This is a genomic window from Parasphingorhabdus sp. (genome assembly GCF_039968395.1).
Taxonomy (GTDB): domain Bacteria; phylum Pseudomonadota; class Alphaproteobacteria; order Sphingomonadales; family Sphingomonadaceae; genus Parasphingorhabdus.
This window is the reverse complement of the sequence record NZ_JBDVPV010000005.1, coordinates 1,169,142-1,182,406: the sequence shown is the minus strand read 5'-3', so window position 1 is coordinate 1,182,406 and position 13,265 is coordinate 1,169,142. Positions and strand designations below refer to the sequence as shown.

At 53.8% G+C, this 13,265-nt stretch carries 10 protein-coding genes; 7 read left to right on the top strand and 3 right to left on the bottom strand.

Annotation, left to right across the window (positions count from 1 at the left end):
• The first annotated feature begins 31 nt into the window (after nucleotides 1-31).
• From pabB to ABJI30_RS16330, 7 genes are all read left to right on the top strand, one after another.
• The gene (gene pabB / locus ABJI30_RS16360) at nucleotides 32-1,801 is read left to right on the top strand and encodes an aminodeoxychorismate synthase component I (protein WP_348017752.1); all 1,770 of its coding nucleotides are present in this window, start codon (nucleotides 32-34) and stop codon (nucleotides 1,799-1,801) included.
• 30 nt (nucleotides 1,802-1,831) lie between these two features.
• Nucleotides 1,832-3,121 carry an O-acetylhomoserine aminocarboxypropyltransferase gene (locus ABJI30_RS16355; protein WP_348017751.1) on the top strand — a complete coding sequence of 430 codons (1,290 nt, stop codon included), beginning with the start codon at nucleotides 1,832-1,834 and terminating at the stop codon, nucleotides 3,119-3,121.
• Nucleotides 3,122-3,221: 100 nt separating this feature from the next.
• Nucleotides 3,222-5,015: an NAD(P)/FAD-dependent oxidoreductase gene (locus ABJI30_RS16350; protein ID WP_348017750.1), complete on the top strand. Its 1,794-nt coding sequence runs from the start codon at nucleotides 3,222-3,224 to the stop codon at nucleotides 5,013-5,015.
• 233 nt (nucleotides 5,016-5,248) lie between these two features.
• Nucleotides 5,249-6,451 carry a pyridoxal phosphate-dependent aminotransferase gene (locus ABJI30_RS16345; protein WP_348017749.1) on the top strand — a complete coding sequence of 401 codons (1,203 nt, stop codon included), beginning with the start codon at nucleotides 5,249-5,251 and terminating at the stop codon, nucleotides 6,449-6,451.
• A gap of 162 nt (nucleotides 6,452-6,613) precedes the next feature.
• Nucleotides 6,614-6,772, top strand: a complete 159-nt coding sequence (locus ABJI30_RS16340; RefSeq protein WP_348017748.1) for a hypothetical protein — start codon at nucleotides 6,614-6,616, stop codon at nucleotides 6,770-6,772.
• A gap of 7 nt (nucleotides 6,773-6,779) precedes the next feature.
• The gene (gene msrA, locus ABJI30_RS16335; protein ID WP_348017747.1) at nucleotides 6,780-7,517 is read left to right on the top strand and encodes a peptide-methionine (S)-S-oxide reductase MsrA; all 738 of its coding nucleotides are present in this window, start codon (nucleotides 6,780-6,782) and stop codon (nucleotides 7,515-7,517) included.
• A 444-nt stretch (nucleotides 7,518-7,961) separates the two neighbouring features.
• Nucleotides 7,962-10,016, top strand: coding sequence for a S9 family peptidase (locus ABJI30_RS16330; protein ID WP_348017746.1), 2,055 nt, complete (start codon nucleotides 7,962-7,964; stop codon nucleotides 10,014-10,016).
• 62 nt (nucleotides 10,017-10,078) lie between these two features.
• On the opposite strand, the gene infC is transcribed toward ABJI30_RS16330, so the two are convergent.
• Genes infC through thrS form a run of 3 tightly spaced genes read right to left on the bottom strand, consistent with a single transcriptional unit; the run spans nucleotide 10,079 to nucleotide 13,195 of the window.
• Complete coding sequence (infC, locus tag ABJI30_RS16325) at nucleotides 10,079-10,672, bottom strand: translation initiation factor IF-3 (RefSeq protein WP_348017745.1); 594 nt, start codon at nucleotides 10,670-10,672, stop codon at nucleotides 10,079-10,081.
• A 44-nt stretch (nucleotides 10,673-10,716) separates the two neighbouring features.
• On the bottom strand, nucleotides 10,717-11,193 hold the full coding sequence (locus ABJI30_RS16320) for a DUF305 domain-containing protein (protein WP_348025463.1): 477 nt from the start codon (nucleotides 11,191-11,193) through the stop codon (nucleotides 10,717-10,719).
• A 1-nt stretch (nucleotide 11,194) separates the two neighbouring features.
• Entirely contained in the window at nucleotides 11,195-13,195 is a 2,001-nt protein-coding gene (gene thrS / locus ABJI30_RS16315; RefSeq protein ID WP_348017743.1) for a threonine--tRNA ligase, read from the bottom strand.
• Nucleotides 13,196-13,265 lie beyond the last annotated feature (70 nt).

The window sequence follows — 13,265 nt, the reverse complement described above, 5'->3', positions numbered from 1 at the left end:
AATGGGCATAAAAGCAATTAGGGGAGGGACGATGTTTGGAAATGACCCTTTTATCTTGCTGGACGATGCACGCGAAAAAGACGCGGCTCCCTCTCGGCTGTATCGCGACCCGATTGCGACGATAGAAGCGTCTTCGCTGGACACATTGGACGCTGGTCTGGCCCAGATTTCTGAAGCCCGGCAAAGCGGCCATCATGTTGCCGGATATATATCCTACGAAGCGGGGCTTGCTCTCGAACAAAAACTGACATCACGTTTAACGGATGATCTGGCCTGTCCGCTGCTTTGGTTTGGGGTCTTCAAAGACTATCAAGAGATGGATCCGCAAACCCTTGCCAAAGCCTGTCCTGATCCTGAAGGTGCCTGGCTGGGGCCGTTGGAACCGCAGATTTCAAGGGCCGACTATGACGTCGCTTTTGATGCCGTGCAGGAATATATTCAGGCGGGAGACATTTATCAGGCCAACTTGACATTTTCGGCCATTGCGCGGTTTTCCGGCCATCCAATGGCCCTTTATGCCGCGATCCGCGATCGGGCCAGGGCCGGTTATGGCGGCGTGGTATTTGATGGCCGCAACTGGATGCTGTCCTTTTCGCCCGAGCTGTTTTTTGCGCGCAAGGGAAACCGTATCACGGCCAGGCCGATGAAGGGGACAGCGGCGCGGCACCGCGTTGAAAGTGAAGATGCGAAAGTGCGGGAACAGTTGCGCAAGGATCCCAAACAGCGCGCCGAGAATCTGATGATTGTCGATTTGCTGCGCAACGACCTTTCGCGCATTGCAAAACCCGGAACCGTGCAAGTCCCCGAATTGTTCCATGTCGAATCCTATCCGACGATCCATCAGATGACATCGACGGTTACAGCGGATCTCGATGACATGCAGGATGTGTCTGGTTTGCTCCGGCAGATGTTCCCATGTGGTTCGATCACGGGAGCGCCGAAAATCCGGGCTATGGAAATTATCGATCAGCTCGAAGCCACACAACGCGGCATCTATTGCGGTTCGATCGGGCGGATAGATGCCAACGGTGATGCTGCATTCAATGTGGCGATCCGGACGTTCTTTCTGAGTGCAGATCAGCAGGCGGGGCAGGAAAAGCTTTCCATCGGTCTCGGCTCTGGCATAGTGGCGGACTCAAAGTGCGATGACGAATGGCAGGAATGCCTCGCCAAGGGGAGATTTGCGGCAGTGCATGATATCAATGTCGATCTGATGGAAACCATGGCATTTGATCCTGCAAACGGCATCGCACGTCTCGAAGCGCATCTTGAGCGAATGAAAACGAGTGCTGCGGCTCTCGAATTCGAGTTCGACCGGCATGCCGCCCGGAACACGTTGCACGCAGTGACTTTTCATCAGGAACAATCTGCGAAAGTCCGGATGATGCTATCAAAATCCGGCGCGCTCGCGATCGAGTTGCAGCCGATGCCAGCACCGCTGACCGAACCGGCAAACTGCAAGCTGGTCCCGATGGAGGCCGACAAAGCAGATTACCGTCTGCATCACAAAACCAGTGACCGACGGATTTATAATGTGTCTGGGTTGGAGCAGGGCGAGCACCCGATATTTGTCGATGCAGACGGCTTTGTAACCGAAGGCGCGATCTGGAATGTGTTCGTCGAGCGGGACGGAAAGTTGCTGACTCCGCCTTTGACGCGCGGAGTTCTGCCGGGTGTGTTGCGGGCAGAGCTGCTGGAGAATGGAGACGCCGTTGAGGCTGACTTGACCGCTGCAGATTTGGATAGCGGACTCTGGGTAGGAAACAGTTTACGAGGACTGATCAAGGCGCAACTTCGATAAAATTGCTCAACCATACTATTGGAGACAAAAATGATCGACAATCCAGAAACCACCCGTCTTGAAACAATGGCTGTTCACGCCGGTACCGAGCCGGACCCCACGACCAATGCCCGGATCACTCCAATTTATCAGACGGCCTCCTATGTGTTCGACGACGTCGATCATGCGGCCGATCTGTTCAATCTGGATGCGTTTGGCAATATCTATACCCGGATCATGAATCCCACCAACGGCGCGCTTGAGGGCAAGATTGCAGCGATGGAAGGCGGCGCGGCGGCCCTGGCTGTTTCATCCGGTCATGCGGCGCAGTTGATCGTGTTCCATGTCCTGATGGACCCCGGTGCGCATATTGTGGCGGCTAAGAAACTCTATGGCGGTTCGCTCAATCAACTGGGGCATGCGGTCAAGAAATTTGGCTGGAACGTGACCTTTGTGGATGCAGACAATCTCGACGAGCTTCAGGCAGCGATTACCGACGATACGCGCTGTGTGTTTATCGAGAGCCTGGCCAATCCGGGCGGCGTTGTGCAGGATATCGAAGGTATCGCGGGAGTTGCGCATGGCGCAGGCATACCGCTTGTCGTTGACAATACCATGGCCTCGCCGGTGCTTTGCCGTCCATTTGAACATGGTGCGGACATCATCGTCCACAGCGGAACCAAGTTTCTGGGTGGGCACGGAAACAGCATCGGCGGTCTGATCGTCGACAGCGGAAAATTCGACTGGACGAAAAGCGAGAAATTCGCATTCCTCAATCAACCCAACCCGTCCTATCATGGCAAGATCTTTACCGATGCCTTTGGAGAGCTGGCGTTTATATTGGCTGCGCGGGCCTTGTCGCTGCGCGATCTGGGTCCGGCACTGGCCCCGTTCAATGCCTTTCAGATACTCACCGGAATGGAGACACTGGCCCTGCGCATGGAGCGCCATTGCGAAAACGCGCTGACACTTGCCAAATGGCTGCAGGGCAGGGACGAAGTTGCCTGGGTATCGTTCGCCGGGCTGCCCGATGATCCCTATCATAGGCTTGCTCAGAAATATCTTGGCGGCAAAGGAGGTGCGGTTTTCACCTTTGGCCTGAAAGACGGATATGATGCGGGAACCAAACTTGTGTCCGCGGTTAGCCTGTTCAGCCATCTCGCCAATATCGGCGATACCAGATCATTGATCATCCATCCGGCTTCTACCACGCACAGCCAATTATCCGAAGATGAACTGATCGCCGCAGGTGCTGGACCAGATGTGGTTCGCGTTTCGGTCGGTATCGAGCATATTGACGATATCATTGCGGATATGGAGCAGGCCTTGGCGGCGATTTGATTGGTTCTCGGTAAACCGTCGTCATATTCTTGAGTTGACCATCCAGTCGGAAGAATTTAACTAATCAGTTAAAGCTTTCAAAAATGGATTGGATCAGCTCTTGAACGCAATCACCATCGATAAGGATGCCCTCAAAGCAAAATATGCCCAGGAGCGGGGCAAGCGCCTTCGTCAGGATGGCTCGGCCCAATATGTTCGACTGGAGGGCGAGTTTTCCGATCTCGCCACTGATCCCTACACGCCGCAAAAGGATCGCGAGCCGGTCACCGATCATGTCACCTTTGCTTTTATTGGTGGCGGCTTTGCTGGCCTCGTTGCAGGTGCGCGCCTGAAAGAGGCGGGCATTGATGATGTGCGTATCATCGAGAAGGGCGGCGATTTTGGTGGGACCTGGTATTGGAATCGCTATCCGGGTGCACAGTGCGACACCGCGTCGATGATTTACATGCCGCTGCTTGAAGAAACCGGCCATATGCCGAGCGAGAAATATGCTCATGCGCCGGAAATCCGGAACCACTGCTCACGAATTGGCAAGCATTTCGGACTGTATGAAAATGCGCTGTTCCATACCGAGGTCAATGACATTGAGTGGGATGAAGAGGCCAAGCGCTGGATTATCCGTACCTCTCGCGGCGATGCCTTTACCGCAAAATATATCGGCATGGGTACCGGACCACTTCACGTAGCGAAACTGCCACGCCTTGCCGGAATCGAGGATTTCAAGGGCAAGAGTTTCCACACCAGTCGCTGGGATTATGAATATACGGGTGGTAATCCGGAAGGTGCGTCGCTCGACAAGCTGGTGGATAAACGTGTTGCGATCATCGGAACCGGTGCAACTGCTGTCCAATGTATTCCGCATCTGGCCAGGGCGGCGAAAGAGCTGCTGGTGTTTCAGCGGACGCCTTCCAGCGTCGACCGGCGCGACAATGCGCCAATTGACGATGATTGGTTTTCCGATGTTGCGGAGGCAGGCTGGCAGAAAAAGTGGCAAGAGAATTTTGCCGCCAATCTGGGTATTGGTTTTCCGGAAGAAGATCTTGTCAATGATGGCTGGACCGATCTCGCCAAACGTGTCCGTGCCAATATGCGTGAAATCCCGCCCAGCGAATGGACGCCTGAAAAAATTCTTGCATCGTTTGAAGATTCTGATTTCCAGAAAATGGAAGAAATCCGGCGGCGTGCCGCCGCGATTGTTGATGATCCGGATACCGGCGAAAATCTGAAAGCCTGGTACCGACAGTTATGCAAACGCCCTTGTTTCCACGATGAATATCTTCAGGCATTCAATGAACCTTCGACCCGTCTGATTGACACAGACGGCAAGGGGGTCGAGCGGATTACCGAAAATGGCATTTATGCCAATGGCAAGGAATATGAAGTCGACTGCATTGTCTATGCGTCCGGCTTTGAAGTCTCCGTTGATTATGTCTCGCGGTCGGGCTTTGATGTCGCGGGCAAGGGTGGGCGAAAATTGTCCGAGCATTGGGCGGAAGGCATGCGCACCAAACACGGTCTCCACATTGCCGGTTTCCCCAACGCCTTCATGGTTCAACCGGCACAAGCCGCCAATTTTATTGCCAATGTTCCGCACAATATCGTCGATCATGCCGACACAATCGCAGCGATCGTTGCGCATGCCGAAGTTGAGGGGCACGATATGGTCGAGGTTACGCCTGAAGCCGAACAGGCATGGGTAGATTTCCTTCAGACCGGGCTGGGCGCAAATATCGGGAATACCGAATGCACACCCGGCTACTATAATAACGAAGGCGAAGGCTGGAGTGATCAGGACCGTTTCATGCAGGGGCACCCGCAAGGTGCTTCAGCCTATTTCAACTATATCGATGGCTGGCGAAAATCCGGTACATTTGACGGGTTGAAGTTTGCGTGACGATATCCGCAGGTGGTCGGTGACACGCCCAGGGGTTTGGCCCGAATTTGGGAAACTGAACCAGTCGGTTTGAGCGATGAAAACAGCATCGGCTTTGTTAAAGATAGCTGCGTGATGGGCAGTGGCCCGATGAAGAAAACAATCGGTCTGCAGGATTGAACAATTCTCACGTTGCACTGCAACTGGAACACTATTATGCGCTGGATGTAACCTCCTTGAAACAGGATTCTCCCATGCCCCAACTTTCTAACGCATTAGGTCGTATCCAGCCCTCTGCCACCATGGCAATGTCTGGCCGTGTCACCGAATTAAAAGCCCAAGGTATTGACATTATCGGCCTGTCCGCCGGTGAACCTGATTTCGATACACCCGATTTTGTCAAGGAGGCCGCAATCAAGGCGATCCGCGACGGGGATACAAATTATACGCCGGTGGATGGCACTGCGGCGGTGAAAGAAGCCGTGGCCGCGAAGTTTCTGCGCGACAATGATCTTGCCTACTCACCGTCACAAATTTCCGTCAATAGCGGCGGAAAGCATACGCTTTTCAATGCTTTGGTTGCGACACTGGATGCTGGAGATGAAGTAATTATCCCGGCTCCCTACTGGGTCAGTTATCCGGACATGGTCAATTTTGCAGGCGGAACTCCTGTGGTTGTCGAAGCCGGTGCAGACCAGAATTACAAGATCACGCCGGAACAGCTGGAAGCGGCGATCACGCCAAAAACAAAATGGCTGATTCTAAACTCACCGTCCAACCCCACCGGAGCCGCCTATAGCGGTGAAGAGCTAAAAGCACTGGGTGATGTCATTGTTCCGCATGAACAGATGATGGTGATGACCGATGATATGTATGAACATATCTGGTATGCCGATTTTCCATTTGCGACAATCGCCCAGGTCTGTCCCGACCTTTTTGATCGCACATTGACGGTGAATGGCTGTTCCAAGGCTTATGCAATGACCGGCTGGCGAATTGGTTTTTCCGGCGGACCTGAATGGCTGATCAGCGCGATGCGGAAATTGCAGTCTCAGTCGACATCCAATCCCAGTTCGATTTCTCAAGCGGCAGCGGTAGCCGCGCTGAACGGGCCGCAGGATTTTCTGGCAGAACGCAATGCCGCCTTCATGAAGCGTCGGGATCTGGTGGTTTCGATGATGAACGATACGCCCGGTCTTGATTGTCCAACACCGGAAGGCGCTTTTTATGTTTATCCGGACGCTTCGGCCCTGATGGGACGTACCTCGCCCAAAGGGCAGGTAATCGAAAATGACCAGGATCTGATCAACTATTATCTCGATGAAGCGCAGGTCGCCGCCGTCCATGGAGGTGCTTTCGGACTGTCGCCGGCATTCCGGGTCAGCTATGCGACATCGGAAGAGGTTCTGCTGGAGGCATGTACGCGGATTCAACGGGCGAGTGCCGCGCTGAAATAGGAGTTTTAAAAAAACTCCTTCCCCCAAGAAATCCTTTTCCCGGCCAAAATTAATTTCACCTTGTGATGTTGTTCACATCGATGACAGGCTTTCTATATTACTGGGTGTAACCAATCCAGAGGGTGCTGCGAACAACAGGGTAACCCCCAGCAGGAAATTGATATGACCAGAATTTTGAAATCAGATTTGACCTACAGCTTGGGAGCCGGCTTCCTGATGGGAGCACTCGCACTGTTCTTCATGCAACCGGTCGAGGATCGCCAGAATATCGACGACAACCTGACCGCTTCCGCAAGTTTTTCGACCCAGAGTCGCGGGTAATATAATCATGAGCCCGCTTCTTTCCAAAACCGTCGTCTTTGGTGCCAGCCTGGCCTGTTTTGGTGCAATTTGGACGGGTATCAGCATGGGTTCTCCCGAACAGCAGAGTTCAGGAATTCCCTTCGTGAACGAAGCGCATGCTGCGGAAAAGGCAATGATCATTCCCGCGCCGCGCATCGACGCGTCGGAAAAAGGAAGACGCGCCGTTGCGATTTTCGCGGGTGGATGCTTCTGGGGTGTGGAAGGTGTTTTTGAACATACCAAAGGCGTCATCACAGCTTCTTCGGGATATCATGGTGGAACAAAACGCAGTGCGACCTACAAACTGGTAAGCGCCGGCTTGACCAGCCATGCCGAAGCGGTGCGCGTTGTCTATGATCCTACCCAGATCAGTTACGGCAAGTTGATGCAGATATTCTTTTCGGTCGTGGCCGACCCCACTATGCTCAATGCGCAGGGTCCGGATCGCGGGAAACATTATCGCAGCGCACTTGTTCCGACAAATGCAGCACAGGCCAAGGCCGCCAAGGCTTACATCGCCCAGCTTGGCAAAGGCAGATACTGGAAACGCCCGATCGTGACGCGGATTGAAAAGCAGCAGGCCTTTTATCTTGCGGAAACATACCATCAGGATTTCATGCAGAAAAACCCGCGTCAGGGTTATATTGTTCGCTGGGACAAGCCCAAGATCGCCAATCTGAAGCGGCACTTCCCCAAACAATATCGTGCCCGGCCAGTTACCTAGCGGTATTTATCGATAAAGTTGCGCCAGAAGTTGCGCTGTTTAACCGGCTATTAGCTTTACCCTGATACAACCTTGTTAATCGAACAGGGCAGGAACATGGTAAGCCACGAATTTGAAATTGTGATAGCACTCGCCGCACTGGCAGTCGGCATCGCATTCCTGTGGGTTGCCCGCACCCAGCCAGACTAGGTCAAGCCCTATTTGACGATTCTGCCACACCGCACATGAACCATGCGGGCGGTGTTTGATCCGCACATAGTGATATCCCGCTGGCCAATAGAATTCCTCCATCATCCTCGAGCCAAAAAATAGCTTTTCCACCTGCGCCGCTATCGGTTAGCGTCATCTATCGATGAAGCGATCAGGCTCTGATTCTGCAATCGATTCGCTTGTGTAAAACTGGGCGCTGAAAAAGTTGCCAGACCAATGAGGGGATTAACCGACATGAAAACTCAACTGCTCGCCGGGGCGACATTGATCGCGATCGTAGCTTCCGCATCCGCAAATGCGCGGCCGATGACCCCTGAGGACATTTTGAAAATAAAACACGTGACGGACATCGCCGTTTCTTCGAAGGGGAACGGGATTGCGGTTGGCGTTTCCCAAATGCCTGACATTGCCGACGGAGCGAAAAACGGAACCTCCGAACGAAATTTGCGTGTGGCTTTCGCAGCAGGAAATATGAGAGACTTTCTGCCGGACGACATGAACATCAGGGGGATTGAATATTCTCCCGATGGCCGTCTGATCAGCTTTCTCTGGAAACCTGAGGGAGATGACGAAAAACGTGGGCTCTACGCCATTCCAGTAGATGGCGGCGGTCACCGGAAACTGGCATCAATCGAAGACAGCAACATCACCGGCTATGTCTGGGGACCAGATTCGCAAACCGTGTATCTGATGGCGGCAGCCGCAACGGACAAGGCGCGAAAAAAAGAGAGCAAAGCCGGATTCAACGCGCGCATTTATGAAGAAGAACAGAAATTCAAACGCCTTTTTGCAGTCGATATCAACGCGGGCGACGATGCGGAACCAAGAGAGATTGGGTTCAAAGGCGAACCCAGCGCCATGCGGGTCTCGCAGGACGGCCGCTGGCTCGCGGTGGCTGCAGCACCCACGACCCAGGTCGATGACAGCCTGACATCCACCCGCGTCCACATTGTCGATGCAGCAACCGGCGCTCTCAAGACTATTGTCAAAACACCAGGTAAAATTGGTGATTTCGAATTCGATCGCACGGGCAAAACGCTTTCGCTGATTGCTGGTGTGGACAAACATGATCCGGCTGCGACGACGTTGTATCTGGTTGATGCGTCGAACGGCGCATTCCGGCCCGTGACCGAAGGGCAGGCTAATGCCGCCGTGGATACCGAATGGATGGCAGACGGCCGACTGGCGGTCGCGATGCATGTCGGCGCGCAAAGCGAATTACGTTTCTATGACCGGACCGGAAGATTGAGCAGTACGATCAATCCCGGAGGTTTGATTTTGCGCAATCTCGAAACAAGTGGCGGTCGATTGGCGGTCATTGCGGATGCGCCGAAACATCCGCGTGAATTATTTGTTCTGAACGGAAGGAATTTCGTTCGCTGGTCCAATCACAATGACTGGCTGAAAGATATCGATATGGGCACGCAGCGGACGATCCGTTACGCGGCGCGCGATGGGCAGCAGGTCGAAGGCATTGTTATTGAACCGGTGGGCGGCGCACCAAATGGCGGCGCTCCAACCATTTTCAGGGTTCATGGCGGACCGGAAGCACATGACTCCAATGGCTGGCTGACCAGCTATGGAGCCCCGGGGCAGGTTGGTGCCGGCGCCGGATATACTCTTTTCTACCCCAATTATCGCGGTTCCACGGCCTATGGCACCGCGTTTTCCAAACAGCATCAGAATGATTATGCCGGTAAGGAATTTAACGATCTTGTTGATGCGATCGGGGCGCTGGAAGCCGAAGGTCTGACCCGAAAGGACAAAGTCGGGATCACCGGCGGATCCTATGGCGGCTATGCTTCGGCGTGGGGCGCAACAGCGTTGAGCGAGCATTTTGCCGCATCTGTGATGTTTGTGGGAATATCCAACCAGATATCGAAATTCGGAACGACGGACATTCCCAATGAAATGTATCTTGTTCATTCGCGCAAATGGCCATGGGAAAACTGGCAGGGGATGCTTGATGTCAGCCCGATTTATCATGTCGACAAAGCCAAAACGCCGATCTTGATCCTGCACGGCGAGAATGACACGCGCGTGGCACCCAGCCAGAGTTATGAACTCTATCGCAACATCAAGGTTCGCACCGACACACCGGTGCGACTGGTGCTTTATCCCGGAGAGGGTCATGGCAACCGCAAGGCGGCGGCGCAATATGACTATAATATCCGGATGATGCGCTGGATGGACACGTATCTCAAAGGTGACGGCGGCGAGATGCCGGCGCCGCGTTTCGATCTGCCACAGGGTTTTTCCGGCGCAAGCGAAGCGAAAACCGAAGACTGACAGAAAAAGGGGCCAGGTCATTGTCTGACCCGGCCCCATTAAAATCTTGTCTGTGATTTTTGCTATTTAGGGCAAAGTACCATCAGCATCTGGCGGCCTTCCAGCTTCGGATAGGCTTCAACCTTGGCCGTTTCCTTCATGTCTTCCTGCACCCGCTGCAGCAATTGCATGCCGAGTTGCTGGTGTGACATTTCACGGCCACGAAAACGCAAGGTGACCTTCACCTTGTCGCCATTGTCGATGAACTTGGTGACGTTCTTCATCTTCACCATATAATCATGGTTGTCGATGTTGGGACGCATCTTGATTTCTTTAACGTCTTGCACCTTCTGGGTTTTCCGCGCGGCATTCGCCTTTTTCTGCGCTTCATATTTGAACTTGCCGACATCCAGATATTTGGCAACCGGTGGCTGAGCGTTGGGGGAGACTTCGACGAGGTCGAGGCCCACTTCCTTGGCGCGATCTATCGCTTCACCCGTGTTCATTACGCCAAGGTTTTCGCCCTTGTCGTCGATGACCCGCACGGTGTCGGAAATAATCAGTTCATTGAAACGCGGACCGCCTTTGATCGGCGGTGTGGGACGGCGTGGTGGTGCAGCTATGTTAAATACTCCTGATTTGCAAAATAAAGACGGCCAATAGCGGGGATTCGCCATGGTCGCAAATTCTTATATCCATTTAGTGCGTCTGGCGGTTGCGATCAATGGCCGGAATGATCGCCTTCTGCGGCCTTGGTAATGGTCGGTTCAATGACAAGCCCGCCTTTTTCATCCGTATTTTTGGATTCCGGGTCAGTCGCTGGTGCGGAAGAACCGTGCTTTTCCAGCCAGGCCTGCATTTGCGCAATCTCGGTGGTTTGTGCGGCAATAACCGTTTCAGCAAGGGCGCGAACTTCAGGATCCTTACCATATTTTAGCACAATTTCAGCCATTTCAACCGCGCCTTCATGATGCGGGATCATGCCTTGCATGAACGCGATATCCGGGTCGGGATGAACGTTACCCATTCCGGCATGCATCTTCTGATTGGCCTTTTCATAGGCTATCTGTGCTTCACCCTTTGTCTGCGCTAACATCTCACCGACTGTTTCCGTGTCAGGCTCGTCGGCCGGATTCTCCGCGCTGCATCCGGTCATGGCGACGGCGATCAGGGGAAGTACAAAAGATCTCATTCTCATTTCAATTCTCCATCAAATCCGGCGCAAGCGCTTCTTTTTTCAGCGTTGCCACAACCTCATCAACCGTCAGAAACTCCTGTTCCTTCTGTCCCAGCCGTCGCAGTGCAACCTTGCCTTCTTCCGCTTCGCGCATTCCGACAACCAGAATATTCGGTACCTTGCCGACACTATGCTCGCGTACCTTGTAGTTGATCTTCTCGTTTCGCAAATCTGTTTCCACCCGAATACCGGCGGCTTTCAACTTGTCAGCGACACCCTTGGCATAATCATTGGCATCCGTGACGATCGTGGCCACCACGGCTTGGGTTGGCGCGAGCCACAGCGGCATTTTGCCTGCGTAGTTCTCGATCAATATTCCGATGAAGCGTTCATATGATCCGAAAATGGCGCGATGGAGCATCACCGGGCGATGGCGTGCACCATCTTCCGCGATGTAACTGGCATCCAGACGCTCGGGCAAAACCCTGTCCGACTGGATGGTGCCCACCTGCCACGTCCGGCCAATGGCATCGGTCAGATGCCATTCGAGCTTCGGCGCATAAAAAGCACCTTCGCCGGGCAATTCTTCCCAGCCATATTCTTCCGTTGCCATTCCGGCGGCATGGACAGCATCGCGCAATTCCGATTCAGCCTTGTCCCAGATTTCGTCGGAACCAAAGCGTTCATCCGGACGTAGGGCCAGTTTGATCGCGTAGCTCGCGAAACCCATTTGCTTGTAGATACCGTCTGCCAGTTCGCAGAAACGCTTCACTTCTTCGACAATCTGATCTTCGCGGCAAAATATATGGGCGTCATCCTGCGTGAACTGACGCACCCGCATCAGGCCGTGCAGCGCGCCGTGCGGCTCGTTGCGGTGACAGCAGCCATTTTCATAAATACGCTGCGGCAAATCGCGATAGCTTTTGATACCCTGTTTGAAGATCAGGACATGGGCAGGGCAGTTCATCGGCTTGATCGCCATCATGTCGGCTTCGGTTGATACCAGGGGCGCATCATCATCGGTGCTCGGTATCTCGTCCGGAACAACGAACATATTCTCGCGATATTTACCCCAGTGGCCGGATTGCTCCCATTGCCGGGCATCCATGATCTGTGGCGTTTTGACTTCGTCATAACCGGCATTGTCGATGGCGCGGCGCATATAGGCTTCGAGCTCACGCCACATCATATAACCCTTGGGATGCCAGAAAATGCTGCCCATGGCTTCGGACTGAATGTGGAACAGGTCCATTTCCTGACCCAGTTTGCGATGGTCACGCTTGGCCGCTTCTTCCAGCCGAACCAGATGGGCATTGAGCTGTTTCTTGTTGAGCCAGCCGGTGCCGTAAATACGCGAAAGTTGGGGATTGCGCTGGTCTCCGCGCCAATAGGCACCGGAAACGCGCATGAGTTTAAAAGCTTTGGGATCAAGCTTGCCGGTGGAGGCAAGGTGCGGTCCGCGGCACATATCCATCCAGTCCTCACCAGACCAATAGACCGTGATTTCATCCCCCTCGGGCAGCTCTGCCGCCCATTCGGCCTTGAACTTCTCGCCGTCTTTTTCCCAGCGTGCGATCAGATCGTTGCGATCCCAGACTTCGCGTCTCAAGGATTTGTCCGCAGCGATAATTTGCTTCATCTCTTCTTCGATCTTTGGCAGATCTTCATCCGTGAAAGGATCGCCTGCGGGCGCGAAGTCATAATAAAACCCGTCATCGGTCGAAGGACCAAAGGTAATTTGCGTTCCGGGAAAGATGTTTTGCACCGCCTCGGCCAGCACGTGCGCATAATCATGGCGTGCCAGTTCCAGCGCTTCTTCTTCGTCGCGTGACGTGATTAACGCAAGCTCGGTATCTTCGTTCAAGGGACGCATGATATCGCGGACTTCGCCATCGATTCGCGCGGCGAGGGCGGCTTTGGCGAGGCCCGGCCCAATATCTGCGGCAATCTGCGCCGGTGTAGTGCCCGATGCCACTTCACGCGCGCTACCGTCGGGAAGGGTGATCTTGATCATCTCGGTCATGGGTTCGGGTTCATTTCTAAAATTCGCAACAAGATAAAATTTTTTGCCGCCGAACGCCCCGAAAAAAGGC